The organism is Vibrio sp. Vf1514 (assembly GCF_052076135.1).
In the GTDB taxonomy this organism is placed as follows: Bacteria; Pseudomonadota; Gammaproteobacteria; order Enterobacterales; family Vibrionaceae; genus Vibrio; species Vibrio furnissii.
On sequence record NZ_CP197267.1, the window covers coordinates 1,737,291 to 1,753,985 of the forward strand.

General features: G+C 49.6%; 9 protein-coding genes. 4 read left to right on the plus strand and 5 right to left on the minus strand.

Annotated elements, in window-relative coordinates; genetic code table 11:
- The first annotated feature begins 15 nt into the window (after positions 1 to 15).
- Positions 16 to 528: a glycine cleavage system protein R gene (locus tag ACS18Q_RS08050; protein WP_004725634.1), complete on the plus strand. Its 513-nt coding sequence runs from the start codon at positions 16 to 18 to the stop codon at positions 526 to 528.
- Between the two features lie 220 nt (positions 529 to 748).
- Entirely contained in the window at positions 749 to 2,356 is a 1,608-nt protein-coding gene (locus tag ACS18Q_RS08055) for a methyl-accepting chemotaxis protein (protein ID WP_441256894.1), read from the plus strand.
- Between the two features lie 55 nt (positions 2,357 to 2,411).
- Here the strand turns inward: ACS18Q_RS08055 and nspC are convergent, their stop codons facing one another.
- The 4 genes from nspC to ACS18Q_RS08075 all read right to left on the minus strand — a co-directional run bounded on the left by nspC (position 2,412) and on the right by ACS18Q_RS08075 (position 13,007).
- On the minus strand, positions 2,412 to 3,545 hold the full coding sequence (gene nspC / locus ACS18Q_RS08060; protein WP_038151416.1) for a carboxynorspermidine decarboxylase: 1,134 nt from the start codon (positions 3,543 to 3,545) through the stop codon (positions 2,412 to 2,414).
- Positions 3,546 to 3,675: 130 nt separating this feature from the next.
- A complete protein-coding gene (locus ACS18Q_RS08065) occupies positions 3,676 to 4,920 on the minus strand; it encodes a carboxynorspermidine synthase (protein ID WP_004725628.1) in 1,245 nt (414 codons plus the stop codon).
- A 15-nt stretch (positions 4,921 to 4,935) separates the two neighbouring features.
- The gene (locus ACS18Q_RS08070) at positions 4,936 to 7,821 is read right to left on the minus strand and encodes a pyridoxal phosphate-dependent class III aminotransferase (RefSeq protein ID WP_158140718.1); all 2,886 of its coding nucleotides are present in this window, start codon (positions 7,819 to 7,821) and stop codon (positions 4,936 to 4,938) included.
- Between the two features lie 554 nt (positions 7,822 to 8,375).
- Entirely contained in the window at positions 8,376 to 13,007 is a 4,632-nt protein-coding gene (locus ACS18Q_RS08075; RefSeq protein ID WP_441256895.1) for a cadherin repeat domain-containing protein, read from the minus strand.
- Positions 13,008 to 13,370: 363 nt separating this feature from the next.
- Between ACS18Q_RS08075 and ACS18Q_RS08080 the strand changes: the two genes are divergently transcribed.
- Together ACS18Q_RS08080 and ACS18Q_RS08085 are read left to right on the plus strand one after the other, a co-directional pair.
- Positions 13,371 to 14,648, plus strand: coding sequence for a TolC family outer membrane protein (locus ACS18Q_RS08080; protein ID WP_004725623.1), 1,278 nt, complete (start codon positions 13,371 to 13,373; stop codon positions 14,646 to 14,648).
- 1 nt (position 14,649) lies between these two features.
- Positions 14,650 to 15,261, plus strand: a complete 612-nt coding sequence (locus ACS18Q_RS08085) for an OmpA family protein (protein ID WP_038151059.1) — start codon at positions 14,650 to 14,652, stop codon at positions 15,259 to 15,261.
- 82 nt (positions 15,262 to 15,343) lie between these two features.
- On the opposite strand, the gene nhaA is transcribed toward ACS18Q_RS08085, so the two are convergent.
- On the minus strand, positions 15,344 to 16,495 hold the full coding sequence (nhaA, locus tag ACS18Q_RS08090) for a Na+/H+ antiporter NhaA (protein ID WP_004725618.1): 1,152 nt from the start codon (positions 16,493 to 16,495) through the stop codon (positions 15,344 to 15,346).
- Positions 16,496 to 16,695 lie beyond the last annotated feature (200 nt).

Below are 16,695 nucleotides of genomic sequence, written 5' to 3' on the forward strand. Positions count from 1 at the left end.
AGTTCGGAGGCCATTATGACTTGTACATTTATTGTAAACTTTGTGGGAACTGCCACGCCGTCCACGATTAAACAACTGGCTGCCATTACGCATGAGAACGATGGTAAGTGGTTAATCAGCAAAGTAAATTTCATTGAAGATCAAGTGGCAGCCGTGATTAAGGTTGAAATGCCGCTTGCCAAAGCAAACGTTGTTAAACACGCATTCCAGTCCTACCCTGATTTGATGGTGAATATCGTCGACTGCGATACGCGACCACTCAAAGAAGATACGATTTACCAATTACGCCTCGATGCCAATGACCGTTACGGCATTGTCAACGACATCACTCATGTGCTGGATGGCCAAGGCATCAGCATTTTAGACATGGACTGCCAACGTGTCTTTATTGCGGGTGGTGGTGGTGTCAGCTCCAGCCTATTTACCGCCAACATGGCGATTCGCTTACCACCAGAAATTGACATCGAAGATGTCGCCAAAGAGCTAGAAGCGTTGAGTGAAGACACCCGAGTCATCCTCGAAGCCTAACAACACACACGAATGTATCGTTTCGACGGGAGGCCTTTGGCCTCCCTTTTTCATCAGTGACACCTAATTTTCTTGAACCAGATAACACTCTCGTCCGATTCGTTTGAATTCTCGCACTTTTCTACCACGCTTAATTCGGGATCTCGATTCCAACATTATTCTAATAAACAGCACGCTATCACGAGAAAGCACATACAACTTTGGCTAGGTAGAAAACATCATGTTGAAGCTCAAAAACATCAAGGTCAGCTATAAGCTGGCAATTATTCTGTTGGTCAGCATCATTGGGTTTATCAGTCTGCTATTCATTGCAGCCACCGCCCTCAAACACAATTTGATCGCAGAACGAGAAGCTCGGCTATACGCGGTCATCAATAGCACCTTGTCCCAAGTGAGTTTTCTAGAACAATCCCTGCCCAAAGACGACGCGCAAAAACAAGCCAAGGCATTGATCAATGCCATTCGTTTCGATGGTAACAACTATCTGTTTGTGCTGGATGAAACGCGAAAAATGCTTGTACATCCACTACGCCAAGACTTGGTTGGGCAGCAGATGGGCGAACAACGCAGCGGTGAAGATGGGTTCTGGTACACCATGGTGGATTTGGCGAAAGGCGGTCAACACGGCGTGCTCACCTACCCTTGGCAGACCGCGGCCGGTAAAGAGGCCGACAAACTCTCCGCGGTGCATGGATTTGCGCCTTGGGGCTGGGTGCTCGGTTCCGGCATGTTGTTGGATGATATTGAGCACGCGGTAGAACGCCAGTTTTGGACCATGGCGATTGCGACCTTCGTGGCGATTATCGTGATGGCAGCGTTCGGCGTGGTCATCAGCCGCGCCATTGTACGCCCGTTGGAGCTGATCAAAGATTCGATGAAAAAAGTGGCTCAAGGCGATTTAACCGCCACCATTCCCGTGCAAGGCAAAGATGAGATTGGTATCGTCGCCACACGCATTAACGAAAGTGTGGCCGCCATGCGCGGGGCATTGTTGGAGTCGGTGAACTCGGCCAATGAAGTTGCTGAAGCGGCGATTCGCATTTCCTCATCCGCGGAAGAGACCAGCCAAGCCGTCGTCAGCCAACGTGATCAGCTCAGCCAACTCGCCACCGCCATGAATGAAATGAGCGCCACCGTGGCCGATGTCGCCGGACACGCCGAAGAAACAGCACGTGATACGCTCGATGCCAGTAACGAAGCGGGTCTTGGCGACAAAGATGTGCATTCCAGTGTCGACAGCATCAAATCGCTGTCTAATGAATTGGAAATTGCTGCCGAACAGGTCAACAAACTGAAAGAAGGCGTCATGCAGGTCAGCGAAGTGACCGCGGTCATCAGCGGCATTTCCGAACAAACGAACCTATTGGCCTTAAACGCGGCAATTGAAGCTGCGCGAGCTGGCGAGCAAGGCCGTGGCTTTGCCGTCGTCGCAGACGAAGTGCGCAATTTGGCAAGCCGCACTCACCATTCGACCGATGAAATTCAAACCACCATCAATCGCCTACAACAATTGGCGGTCACCACCGCGAGTGCGATGCAAACCAGTCAAGATTTGGCCTACAGCAGTGTAGAACGCGCTGAAAATGCGGGCAGCGATTTGTCGTTGATTGTGAATCACATTCAGCACGTCAGCGATAAAGCGACCCAAATTGCGACCGCAGCAGAAGAACAAAGCGCAGTGGCAGAAGAGATGAATCGCAACGTCAGTGGCATTAACGACGCCGCATTAGAAATGTCACAAGCCGCCAATTACTTAGCCGAAGAGAGTGAAAAACTCGCCGACCTGTCACGCCAGCTCGATGAGAAGTTGTTGCACTTTAAGCTTTAGATGCCCAAACAAAAAATCCACCGCATGCGGTGGATTTTTTCATCAGCGAACGATTTTATTTAACTGACCACAACGAGAGTGAGCGTTTAAAATCGTCGTAACCAAATTCGTTCAGTTTCTGAATGTCACCATTGGTGCGTTCACAGTAAACCGATGGCATTTTCAGGCCGTTGAACCAGTTCAGTTTCACCATGGTGTAACCTGCGCTGTCGAGAATATGCAGTTTTTGACCGACCTTGAGCGGCTCATCAAACTTCGCAACGCAGAATTGGTCGCCCGCCAAACACGAACAAGAGCCAATCACGTACTCGTGCTCGCCACTCTCGCTTGCTTCTAATACTGATGCTGGCTCTTTGTAGATCAGCGTATCCAAACGGTGCGCTTCGGTTGCTGAGTCAACAATGGCGGTTTTCATGCCGTTTTCAACGATGTCCACCACCGTCACAACCAGGTCAGTCGTTTTGGTGATCACCGCTTCACCCGGTTCTAGGTAAAGCTGCACGCCGTGCTTTTCAGCAAAGGCTTTCAGAGCGAGGCCCAGTTTCTCCACATCGTAACCCGGCCAAGTGAAGAAGACACCGCCGCCGAGGCTCACCCAATCCAATGTGTTGAGGTACGCGCCAAAACGCTCTGAAATAGAATCGAGCAAGTTGATAAACGCATCCACATCTTTGTTCTCACAGTTCATGTGGAACATGACGCCATTGATGGTTTCAAAGACCGCAGGATCAATGTGATCGGCTTGTACGCCCAAACGCGAAAACTGACGCGCTGGGTTCGCCAAGTCTTGACCCGCATAGCTAACGCCCGGGTTCAAGCGTAGGCCCAATGACGCTTTGCCTTCCACCAAGTGGCGGTACGCACTCAGTTGAGACTGTGAGTTGAAAATCATTTTGTCGCAGATGTCGGCAACTTCTTTGACGTCGTCTTCGCTGTAACCCACGCTGTAGGCGTGTGTTTCGCCGCCGAAGGTGTCGTGGCCAAGTTTGACTTCAAATGGGCCAGAGCTGGTTGTACCGTCCAGGTACGGTTTGATGATGTCAAAAACACCCCAAGTCGAGAAGCACTTCAGTGCCAGTACCAGTTTTACACCGGAAATGTCTTTCAAGCGTTTCGCAATTTCGAGGTTCGCAATCAGCTTGCCTTCGTCAATCATGAAATATGGGGTTTTGAGTTCGTTTTTTTGCATCGTGTCGGTTCCTAAATGCTGCGCATTAATCGCAACAGTTTCTGAATCTTTAAAATGGAAAAAACAGCCATCACGAATGACGGCTGTTTGTTTCAGAACCAAAAGGTGTTATGCCTTTTAGTCGCTTCGATCAATCAAGAATGTTGATCACCGGTTGGCTCGGTTGTAATTCCTGCACGTTCCAGCTCAAGCCGATCGACGGCATGGTTTCGAGGAACGGGTCTGGGTTGAGCTGCTCCATGTTAAACACGCCAGCGTCAGCCCATTCGCCACGGAAGAATTGCAGCGCAGCCGTGATTGCTGGCACACCCGTGGTGTATGCAATCGCCTGATGCTCAACATCTTTGTAAGCGACTTCGTGATCAGCGTTGTTGTAAATGAATACGCTACGCTGTTCACCATTTTTCTTGCCTTGAACCCAAGTACCGATACAGGTTAAACCGCTGTATCCTGGAGCCAAAGAGGTCGGATCCGGTAACAGTGCTTTCAGAACGTGCAGTGGTTGAACCACGGTGCCATCCTGAAGTGCAATCGGATCCGGACTGAGCAGACCAATGTCACGCATGCAGTTGAAGTAGTTCAGATAACGGTCACCGAAGCCCATCCAGAACTCAATACGTTTTGCAGGAATAAATTCCTTCAGTGAGCGAACTTCATCGTGTGCCATTGAGTACACTTTGAAAGGACCACATTGAGGAAAATCAAATTCCATCATACGAGAGTGGCATGGTACGCGCTTCCATTCTCCCTCTTCCCAGAAGAAAGAGTCGCCCTGAATTTCCAACATGTTGGTTTCAGGATCGAAGTTCGTCGCGAATTTCTTGCCGTGGTCGCCCGCGTTGATGTCCATCACGTCGATGGAATCAATCTCATCAAACAGGTGTTTTGCGGCATACGCTGCAAACACACTCACCACACCGGGATCAAAACCAGCGCCCAAAATTGCGGTGATGCCTGCTTGTTTGAATTTTTCGCGGAATGCCCACTGAGGATCGTACGCTTCAGGTACTTGCTGGCCTTCAGAGCATAGATCCACCGCAACAGAAGTGTCCAAATAGGACACTTTTGCACGGTAACAGGCTTCCATGATTGGTACGTTAACCCAAGGCGGGCCAGCGTTGATCACCAGATCAGGCTGGACCGCTTCGATTAACGTTACTAGTGCGTCAACATCGTCAGCATTTACTGCTCGCGCTTCTAGCTTCTTAGTAGAATCTTTCAAGTTTTGTTTGCCCTTGATTGATTCAATGATCTTCTCACACTTCTCAACTGAACGAGAAGCAATGGTAATATCACCCAGCACGTCGTTGTTTTGTGCCGCTTTATGTGCGACAACCCAGCCAACGCCGCCCGCCCCAATCTGTAGAATTGACATAGTATCCGTTTACCTTTATTTCGCTAGCTCTTCCGCTAGAGTTTCAATTTTAGCCAGTAAAGATTCGAAGTCCGAAATCTTCAAGCATGGGTTCAAGATTGTGAATTTCAAGGCAGTTTTGCCATCCACAATGGTTTCGCCAAGTACAGCGACACCACGTACCAATGCCTGCATACGAACGACTTTATTCAATTCATCCATATCAGACGCTTGGCTGTTTACTGCGCGGAACAACACAGTAGACAAAGATGGTTCAGCCAAAAGCTCGAAGGCTTTATGCTGACGAACCAATTCGGCCACTTGTTGAGTTTGGTCAAGCAAGTGATCGTACATTGCGCCCATTTGTTTAGGACCCACGTTTTGCATGGTCATAAACACTTTCAGAGCGTCAAAGCGTTTTGTGGTCGCGATCGACTTGTCTACCAGGTTTGGCAGTGTATCGTGTTCGCGGTTCAAGTAATCTGCATGGTGCAGCAGGAACTTGAAGTTACTTTTGTCTTTCAGCAGCAATGCGCCACAGCTGATGGTTTGGAAGAACAGCTTGTGGAAGTCCACGCTCACTGATTGCGCACGTTCGATGCCGCTCAGACGAGCTTTATGACTGCTCAGAATCAGCGCGCCGCCGTAAGCACTGTCAACGTGCATCCACATCTCGTGCTGCTCTGCAACATCAGCGATGGTTACCAAGTCGTCGATTGCACCGTGGTCCGTTGTACCTGCCGTACCAACGATCGCAAATGGGATCAGACCTTCCGCTTTCGCTTGTTCAACAACAGCGTTCAGCTTCGTCACATCCATTGTACCGTTTGGTAGCGCGTCAACCGCCAAGATGGCTTTCTCACCAAGTCCCATCCAAGAAGCAGACTTCTGAACAGTGAAGTGAGATTTCTTCGAGCACACAATACGCAGTTTGTCCGCGTACTCTGGCAGACCCAGTTTCTGAATCGAGTGACCGCTCAGTTTATTCGCAATCCAGTCGCGAGCCAACATCAGGCCCATTTGGTTGCTCTGCGTACCACCGCTGGTGAAGATACCGTCCGCTTGCGCGCCCAGTTCGTACTTCTCACACATCCAGTCAATCACTTTCTGCTCAACAAACGTTGCCGCAGACGACTGATCCCATGAATCCATCGATTGGTTCAGCGATGCGATGATCGCTTCAGCAACAACGGAAGGCATCAGGGGTGGTGTGTGCAGGTGCGCAATGCAGTCTGGGTGCTGAACGATGATTGAGTGCTTCGCAACCAGTTCCGCAGTGTCAGAGATCACGTCTTTCAGCGATGCGTTTTTGTTATCCAGATCAACCGCGTAAATCGCTTCTTCTAGCGCTTTCGGGTCGATGCCTGAATACGGCGCGTTCACTTCTTCAAATACGGCTTTCATTGCAGCAGTGGTGTGGTTCATCACTTGTGAGAACTCTTGGCTGCCCATGTGACCAGTGTGAATGAAGTGTTTTTTCCACTCTTGGTTTGCTTGTTCTGGATCTTTCTGACCGCCACCAGCGGCAAGAATCGCTTCTTCCAGTGTGCGCAGGGCAAAGTCGATCTGCTCAAAAGAGATGATCAACGGTGGAAGGAAACGAATCACAGAACCTTCGCGGCCACCTTTTTCAACCATCAAACCACGCTCCAGCGCTGCACGCTGAATGCCCAGAGTCAGTTGAGGTGCCGATTTTGGCTCACCAAATTTGTTCAGTTCGCCACTTGGATCTTGAATTTCCAGACCCAGCATCAAACCTTTACCACGTACTTCTGCAATGCAGTTCACGCGGCTTTGAATTTTTTCCAGACCCATACGTAGGTATTGGCCTTTGATGTTTGCCTGCTCTACCAGGTTATCGCGCTCAATGATTTCCAGTGCTTTGGCACCCGAGACCATTGCCAGCTGGTTACCACGGAATGTACCCGTGTGTTCACCTGGACGCCATGTGTCATGCTGCTTGTTGATCACAAGAAGAGACATTGGCATACCGCCGCCGATCGCTTTCGACAAACACAGTACATCCGGTACGATACCCGCTTCTTCGAAAGCGAAGTTGTAGCCTGATTTACCCACACCACACTGGATTTCATCAAAAATCAGCAGGATGCCGTATTCGTCACAGATGCGGCGAAGTTCGCGCAGGAAGAATGCTGGCGCAGGAATAACGCCGCCTTCACCTTGTACCGGTTCAACGATGATCGCCGCTGGCTTCATGATGCCCGCTTCGTCGTCGTTCAGTAGACGCTCGATGTAACGGATGCTGGCTTTCGCGCCTTCATCACCACCTAGGCCAAACGGACAACGTAGGTTGTATGGGAATGGCATAAAGTGAACGTCTGACATCAGGCCAGTACGACGTGCTTTGGTATTCAGGTTACCCATCATCCCCATCGTACCGTTGGTCATACCGTGGTATGCACCGCGGAACGCAAACATGGTATTGCGGCCGGTGGTTTGTTTTGCCAGTTTGATTGCGGCTTCTACGGCGTCAGCGCCGGATGGACCACAAAACTGAATCACACAGTTATTACCCAGCTCTTCCGGCAGGAATGCTTTTACTGCTTTGATAAAGTTGGTTTTTGCTTTGGTTGCAATATCCAGCGTTTGGTAAGGCAGACCTGAATCCAGTTGATCTTTCAGAGCTTGGTTGATTTCTGGGTGGTTGTAACCCAGTGCCAAAGTACCTGCGCCCGCCAGACAGTCTAGGAAGATCTGACCGCGCGTGTCTTCAACCAAACAGCCAAACGCTTGTTTGATGGCGATAGGTATACGGCGTGGGTATGAACGTACTTCAGATTCGTGCTCTGCTTGTTCAATCAAAACTTCATCTGGAGTAAGGTCATAAGTACCTTCTAGAACTGGTACTTGGTTGGTAAACATGGTTGCGATAGTGTTATCGACTTCAAAGGCTGTACTCATCTTCGTCCCCTTGAATGGTTAAACCGCTGTTCATTTCTCGGCTGTTCGTTGTTTTTGAGAAATGACAAATAGCAAAACGTTCCGACTGAGTCCTCAGACAAATTCGGAAATACTGCAGGTCATCAGCTTGATGACAAATCACAAAAAAACAGGAATCAAGGTTCGGTTATGCTGCTGTCCTGACGAACAGGGCATAGAGGAAGTACAAAGCTGATTAATGTGTGTAAGTTAAGTGAGTTCAATGTTGGGTATCCCATTCACATGCTGTTCCCACAGCAAGAGTATCCCGTCTATCAGTAAAAGGACTTACTGATACCTACCCTACGTAATGTCCCAATCAGCCTGAATGGTCACTACGCGTATCCCTCGGAAGCACTGTCCGAGATTGCTGCGGAAGTTAACACAAAACGTGTCTCATCCGCAATCATTTTTCTCCACCAAATAACAACTAACTCAACAGGAAATATCACAGTTATCTATTATTCAGAACGTTATAAAATCCAACCAATAGCAAGCCCTTATCTCATGAATAAGGGCTTAATGATTTGCATCCGTTAAACGGTTTCGTTTTTAACTATTTGACTCAGTAATGTATCCGCAGCAGCGTCAGATAACGCCCCAGTGATGTCAAAGATTTCGACCCCATTATCGATCACAATCGACTGCGTTTGTCCCGAATCGTAGGACACCTGTAAGGTGACATCTTCATCACCGACCACCACTTCAATTTGGTCGAGTAAATCTTCGAAAGTGCCCCCATCCAGTACGGCCGACAAATCAAGTTTGTCTGTGCCCAACTCAAAGTTTTTCACCACATCAATGCTGTTATCCAATGCGTCATCCAACCAAGTGAAAACGTTGGCTTGCGCATCACCAATCAGCACATCATTGCCCGCTGTGGCATTCAGCACAGGTTCGCCATCTTGCGCAGAGAACACATGGTATGACGGCGTCGAACTGTCAGCCTCAAGTGTCACTGTCGCTTCATTACTGAACTCACCGTCCGAGTCAACGGCTTGATACGTGAAGCTGGTGCTATCCACCACGGTTTCTGTGCCTGACAAATGCGTCACCACATAGTTTGAACCGGATGAACCGTCGTTATCCGAAGCGGTGAAGTCCAACCCAACGACGGGGCTATTTGACGGCGCCGAATAAGTGTATTCGCCATCGCCCAGATAGGTCTCCGTATAGGTGTCTCCATTGGCGAGATAATAGGTTACCGTGGCCGCATGATTGGTATTCAAACCATCTACACCAAACGTAATGGTATACAACGGGTTTTCATTCAAATCGACATGCAACGTATCTTGCGTGTTGATCCCGTTACCCGATGCCACCGACAGCCCGGTCCCTTGTTGCACTGTGTCGATCAACGTCACTTGTTGCGAGACTTGTTCGTCATTCCCTATCGTTTTGTATGCAGAGATATAGATAACATTGCCGTTATCAAGAACAAATTGATAATCGTCATCAACCTTAACCAATTCGCCATCTTCTGTTGAACCAATGACAACTTCATTGCCTTCTGGAACGAAAGTTATGTTGTCAGGATTGAACAGCACTGGGTCGCCGACTTGATTTGCCACATAAACATCTGCAGCCGTTAATTCTCGAGTCACGCCGTTTTCATCGGTATACAACAAGGTCCCACTGTCTGGTAGTGAGGTAATCACGATGCTCAATTGCGTGTCGGTAAAGTCATCATCGACGTCGGAAATGTGGTCGTCCGCTTCCACGTCAGAATCAAACACAATCGTTGTTTCAGAACTCTCTCCCAGCAATACAGTGAAGTCTTCTGCAACCGGTGGCTCGTTCAGGTTCAGCTCTTTAAGCACGACATCTACATCGGTGGATTTCACATCACCCAACCCAGCCACTTCAGTCGCGGTCACGACCAGATTGTGAATATTGGATTCTAGTTCATAGTCATTGGTAAAAGCGTTCACGCCATCTAAGGTCAGATAGATAGCGCCCGTCGTTGAATTAATCTGAAACAGCGCTCTATTTTCGCTATCGTAAACATTAGTTTTAATGCTGTAAGATACATTTTCACCGTCAGCATCCGTTGCTGACACGGTGCCAATCACATGTGTCTCGTCACTGTCTTCTTGATACGTAAATACATAGGCATCATCAAAAATTGGCGCGTTATCATCAAGATTCAACTCATTGAGCTGTACAGGAATGTCGGTGGATTTTTGTTCGCCCAATCCTGCCACTTCCGTGGCCGTCACCACGAGGTCGTGCATGTTCGGCGTAGTCTCGTAATCATTGGAGAACGCCGTCACGCCTGCGGCCGTTAAACTGATCGCCCCGCTGTTGGTATCAATTTCAAACAGTGCTTCATCGGCGTCGTTATAGACGTTGGTGCTGATCGAATAGGTCACCGCTTCGCCATCGCCGTCAGTCGCGGAAACAGTCCCAATCACATCCGCATCACTGCTGTTTTCATCATACGAGAACACATAACGTGGACCATCTGGGTTGTCCGGATCGTTCGGGTCAAACTCCGGCGCAAACTCATCCAAGTTCAGTTCGTTGAGCTGTACAGGAATGTCAGTAGATTTTTGATCGCCCAACCCCGCCACTTCTGTGGCGGTCACCACGAGGTCATGCATGTTCGGCGTGGTCTCGTAATCATTGGAGAACGCCGTCACACCTGCGGCCGTTAAACTGATCGCCCCGCTGTTGGCATCAATTTCAAACAGTGCTTCATCAGCGTCGTTATACACGTTGGTGGTGATCGAATAGGTCACCGCTTCGCCATCGCCGTCGGTCGCGGAAACGGTGCCAATCACATCCGCATCGCTGCTGTTTTCATCATACGAGAACACATAACGTGGACCATCTGGGTTGTCCGGATCGTTCGGGTCGAACTCAGGCGCAAACTCATCCAAGTTCAACTCATTGAGCTGTACAGGAATGTCGGTGGATTTCTGATCGCCCAGCCCCGCCACTTCCGTCGCGGTCACCACGAGGTCATGCATGTTCGGCGTGGTCTCGTAATCATTGGAGAACGCCGTCACGCCAGCGGCCGTTAAACTGATTGCCCCGCTGTTGGCATCAATTTCAAACAGTGCTTCATCGGCATCGTTATACACGTTGGTGGTGATTGAATAGGTCACCGCTTCGCCATCGCCGTCGGTCGCGGAAACGGTGCCAATCACATCCGCATCGCTGCTGTTTTCATCATACGAGAACACGTAACGTGGGCCATCTGGGTTGTCCGGATCGTTCGGGTCGAACTCTGGCGCAAACTCATCCAAGTTCAGCTCATTGAGCTGTACAGGAATGTCGGTAGATTTTTGATCGCCCAACCCTGCCACTTCCGTCGCGGTCACCACGAGGTCATGCATGTTCGGCGTGGTCTCGTAATCATTGGAGAACGCCGTCACGCCAGCGGCCGTTAAACTGATCGCCCCGCTGTTGGCATCAATTTCAAACAGCGCTTCATCAGCATCGTTATACACGTTGGTGGTGATCGAATAGGTCACCGCTTCACCATCGCCGTCAGTTGCCGAAACGATCCCAATCACATCCGCATCACTGCTGTTTTCATCATACGAGAACACGTAACGTGGGCCATCTGGATTATCCGGATCGTTCGGGTCGAACTCTGGCGCAAACTCATCCAAGTTCAGCTCATTGAGCTGCACGGGAATGTCGGTGGATTTCTGATCGCCCAACCCCGCCACTTCCGTCGCGGTCACCACGAGGTCATGCATGTTCGGCGTGGTCTCGTAATCATTGGAGAACGCCGTCACGCCAGCGGCCGTTAAACTGATTGCCCCGCTGTTGACATCAACTTCAAACAGCGCTTCATCGGCATCGTTATACACGTTGGTGGTGATTGAATAGGTCACCGCTTCGCCATCGCCGTCGGTCGCCGAAACAGTCCCAATCACATACGCATCACTGCTGTTTTCATCATACGAAAAGACGTAACGGGGACCATCTGGGTTGTCCGGATCGTTCGGGTCAAACTCCGGCGCAAACTCATCCAAGTTCAGCTCATTGAGCTGTACAGGAATGTCAGTAGATTTTTGATCGCCCAACCCCGCCACTTCCGTCGCGGTCACCACGAGGTCATGCATGTTCGGCGTGGTCTCGTAATCATTAGAGAACGCCGTCACGCCAGCGGCCGTTAAACTGATCGCCCCGCTGTTGGCATCAATTTCAAACAGCGCTTCATCGGCGTCGTTATACACGTTGGTGCTGATCGAATAGGTCACCGCTTCGCCATCGCCGTCAGTCGCGGAAACAGTCCCAATCACATCCGCATCGCTACTGTTTTCATCATACGAAAAGACGTAACGTGGACCATCTGGATTGTCCGGATCGTTCGGGTCGAACTCAGGGGCAAACTCATCCAGATTTCGTTCACTCAGTTCCACAAGGACACTGGTTGTGTTCTGCTCACCTAATCCGTCAACTTCTGTCGCGGTGACAATAATGTCATGCACGTTAGGCGTTTCTTCATAATCATTAGCAAACGCAGCAACACCGGCAGCGGTCAGACTGATTTCACCACTCTCTGCATCAATCTCAAACAGCGCATTATTGTCGGAATCAAACACATTGGTGGTAATGGCGTAGGTCACGCTTTCCCCCTCTGCATCGGTGGCTTGCACCGTCCCGATCACGTCGCTATCCGAGCGATTTTCATCGTAACTGAAGCTATAACGCGGTCCTGCGTCATTGTCGGGATCATTGGGGTCAAATGTTGGTGGCGTATCAATCACGGCAGTAACGGTATCACTCACCAGATCAACCAGCGCAATACTTTGGGTTGATGACAGACCCAAGCTTTCTAATCCTTGGGTTTCAAAACTGGTAGACGCCAACACTTCATCGCCAGTCCGGTTTACCGTACCCGATGCGGTAGGACTCGACCCATTTTGTCCCCCGGCAGCAGTTGCCAAATCAGGGTTTTGGGTCGGGTCGACACCCAGTTCAATTTGTTGAAGGATCTGGGCAATTTCACCATCCAAATTGGTCGGCGCGGCATTGCCAGGATTGACTAATTCTGCGGTGACGGTCGGTGATGGATCGTCGCTCACTTGCACGACGACATCGCCCGGTCTCAAAGGTTCACCAGCCGCTTGCTCCCGAAACTGACCCTGACGATCAATGATTAAGGTTACGTTAGCCAACATAAATGGAGTTAGGGTTCGAGTACTCATGAGCGTATGTCCTTTATACATGCGATGAGGCGTCCGGCCCCACTGACCCAACACCCGGTTCACAATTTCTCATGATTTAAAGTTAGTGAGACCGATATTGACACGCAACTCAATAAGTAGAGCTTAAACTCAAAAATTCACTAAGGTGTCAATAACTAAGGGAATTAATCATTGGTACTTTTTTGAACTAATATCTCATATTGATAATTTATCTACTAAGCTTCCAGTAAACTTATGTTTGCCTGTGAACGCTCCGACGCTGACCTTTCGCATGATGATCGGAAACGCGAGAAGCAACAGACCCATAAAAACCATAGGAGCACCCCTGTGAAACGGAACATTCCACTTCTCTCAGGATGTTTGTTGTTTTTGCCGCTTCAAGCTTCAGCCCAAACGTTAGAACAGGCTGTTGCGCTTGCTTTAGCAAACAATCCTGAAATCAAAGCCAGTTACAACCAGTTCGTCAGTAGCGTGAAAGAAAGCGATGCTTCTGGTGGCGCCTACTTACCGACGATCGATTTAGATGCCGGGATCGGATACGAAGGCATTCGACCTGCTTATACGGTGGGCCGAGACGATACGGATCTGACTCGAAAGGAAGCCAGCATCATCCTCAACCAACTTTTGTGGGACGGTAACGCCACGCTCAACGACATGGATCGCACAGCAGCGGAAGCTGAATCCGTTCGTCTACAACTTCTTGATGATGCGTCCAACATGGCGTTGGAAGTCACCAAAGTCTACCTCAATGCCGTGAAAGCGACGGAAGTCTTGGCTCTGTCAGAGAGTAATCTGGCGGTGCATAAACGAATTTATCGTGACATCAAAAAACGGGTTGATTCGGGTGTCGGCTCGACGGCGGACTTAACGCAAGTCGAAGCGCGGATCGCCAAAGCGCAAGGCAACTTACTTGCAGCGCAAAACAACTTGTTCGACACACACACGCAGTTTCGCCGTTTAGTGGGACAGGAGCCGCTGGGCTTGCTCTATCCGCGCGCCGATGTGTCTAAAATTCCATTGTCTTTGTCTGATGCACTGGTGGAAGCGTTTGATAGCCACCCGGTCATTCAGATTGCAGCCGCAGACGTCGACTCAGCACGCTTTCAATACAAGCAGTCGAAAGGCACCAACTACCCAACGCTCTCTATTGAAGCTCGTCAAACATGGCGAGACGATGCGGGCGGCTATGAAGGTGGAGCCAGTGAAACGGTGGCCATGCTGCGTCTGAAATACAACCTGTATAACGGTGGCAGCGATAGCGACCGCAGTGAAAGTGCTGCATACCAACTCAACAAAGCAAAAGATTTACGTGATAACGCCTATCGCGAAATCGAAGAGAGCTTGCGTCTCTCTTGGAGTGCGCTCGACTTAACACTGCAACAGAAAAACTTCCTCGCAGACCATGTCGATTCTGCCTCGCAGACGGTCATTGCCTACGAGAAACAGTATCGAATCGGCCAACGTACGTTGCTGGATTTGCTCAACACCGAAAACGAACTGTTTGAAGCTCGTAAAGACTATCTCGACGCAAACTACGCCGAGCAATACGCCAAGTATCGCGTGATGAACGCCATCGGTGTGTTGATCGATGCCCTGTTGGTGGATGTTCCGGAAGAATGGACACAGAAAGTGGAGTACTGATATGACGACTAAACTCTTTTCAATCTCCATACTGGCGAGTCTGTTGACCTTTCCGGCGTATGCCAACGATGAGTATGACTACATGGAGGCGCCGCAAGCGAATCAGATTGCTGATTTGCAAGATGATGACAGCGATGGTGTCGTCAATGCGCGTGATATTTGCCCAGGTACACCGTCTGGTGCAGAGATCGATAACGACGGCTGCGGCGAAGTGATTCGAAACTCGGCGAAGCGTCAATTGCACATCCTGTTCGCCAATGACTCGTATGAGATAAACCCCGTGTTTGCCGATCAAATTCAGGCCATGGCTGAATTTTTGAAAACCTATCAGAGTGCTTCCATTGAGATTCAGGGTTACACCAGTAAAGTGGGGACCAATGAATACAATCAAGAACTTTCACAAAAACGTGCTGAAGCGGTGGAAAGGAAACTACTCTCTTATGGCATCTCGCCCAAACGCGTGCGCATCATCGGTTTTGGTGAAACACGTCTGCTGGATGACGGAGATACCAACTCTGCGCACGCCGTAAACCGACGTGTGACAGCCACCGTGGTTGGCCTGAAAGAGAAAGTGGTCGAAGAGTGGACGATTTTCTCGACCTTGAAAAAGTAGACTTTCCAACATCCGACAATGGTTCTAAAAAGAAAAGGCCCCGAACATCGGGGCCTTTGTTGATTCAATGCATCCGGTCGAATTACTGAGCGGCTGTCTTTGGCAGAGACATTCTCAGCAGGACGTAACCAAGAATGGCGGCAGTCGTCGAGCCCATCAGAATACCCAAACGTGCGTAGGTATCGTAGTCGGCATGTGCACTACCAAATGCCAGTGATGAGATAAAGATCGACATCGTAAAACCAATACCACACAGGATAGACACCGCAAAGATATGCTTGAAGTTAATGCCTTCTGGCAACTTCGCCACACCCAATTTCACGGCAGCCACACTGAAGCTGAAGATACCCAGAGGCTTACCAACCAACAGACCCAACGCCACGCCCAGAGGCAATGTTGACGCAAGACCAGACATCGACACACCGTCCAGTGAGATCCCTGCGTTTGCAAAGGCAAACAGAGGCAGGATAGCGAATGCAACGTACGGATGCAGCGCATGTTCCATATGTTTCAGTGGTGAATGCTCACCGGCTTTGCCTTTCAGTGGAATCGCGAAACCGATAACCACACCCGCAAGTGTTGCGTGGACGCCAGATTTCAGTACGGCTACCCACAGAATCAGACCCACAACGGTGTATAAGCTGATCTTCGTTACGTGTTTTGCGTTCATCACAAACAGCACAGCTGTCATGATAAATCCAACCACAAGCGCCATGGTTGACAGGTCGCTGGTGTAGAACAGCGCGATGATGACAACCACACCCAAGTCATCAATGATGGCCAATGCCAGCAGGAAGACTTTGAGGCTCACAGGGACGCGCTTACCCAGCAATGCCATAATACCAAGCGCGAATGCGATATCCGTCGCCGCTGGGATTGCCCAACCTTGGATTGCTTCTGGATCGCCTGCGTTAAATAGAACGTAGATCAGTGCCGGTGCCAGCATACCGCCCACTGCAGCAATCGCTGGGAAAATCGCCGTTTCACGGGATTTTAATGCACCTTCCAATAATTCACGTTTGACTTCGAGGCCGATCAACAGGAAGAACACCGCCATCAGGCCGTCGTTGATCCAGTGAGATACCGACATACCCATCACGTAACTGTGCAGTACGCCTTGGTAAACGTCATTTAAAGGAGAGTTGGCAATTGTCATAGCGACCACTGCGGCAATCACTAGGATAATTCCCCCGGCGGACTCCAATTTAAAGAAGTCACGAATCATATCAGTCATTTCATCGTCCTTATTGTTATGTTAATAAACGATACTTAAGAATAGGCAAATAGTGTAGCCACTCGCAGATTGGTTGAAAAATCGCTTGTAATGAAGCTTAGCATCGGAAAAACCGAACAATTAAAGCCAATGGTACGTATATTCCGTCAATAAAGACCGAAATATAAGTATAGGAAATAAAACGCTACATTTTCGAACGC

Coding starts and splice junctions, on each gene's coding strand:
- ACS18Q_RS08065 (WP_004725628.1), bottom strand. CDS start 4,920: ATGTCAATTCTACAGATTGGGGCGGGCGGCGTTGGCTGGGTTGTCGCA.
- ACS18Q_RS08055 (WP_441256894.1), top strand. CDS start 749: ATGTTGAAGCTCAAAAACATCAAGGTCAGCTATAAGCTGGCAATTATT.
- ACS18Q_RS08050 (WP_004725634.1), top strand. CDS start 16: ATGACTTGTACATTTATTGTAAACTTTGTGGGAACTGCCACGCCGTCC.
- nspC (WP_038151416.1), bottom strand. CDS start 3,545: ATGCAAAAAAACGAACTCAAAACCCCATATTTCATGATTGACGAAGGC.
- ACS18Q_RS08075 (WP_441256895.1), bottom strand. CDS start 13,007: ATGAGTACTCGAACCCTAACTCCATTTATGTTGGCTAACGTAACCTTA.
- nhaA (WP_004725618.1), bottom strand. CDS start 16,495: ATGACTGATATGATTCGTGACTTCTTTAAATTGGAGTCCGCCGGGGGA.
- ACS18Q_RS08070 (WP_158140718.1), bottom strand. CDS start 7,821: ATGAGTACAGCCTTTGAAGTCGATAACACTATCGCAACCATGTTTACC.
- ACS18Q_RS08085 (WP_038151059.1), top strand. CDS start 14,650: ATGACGACTAAACTCTTTTCAATCTCCATACTGGCGAGTCTGTTGACC.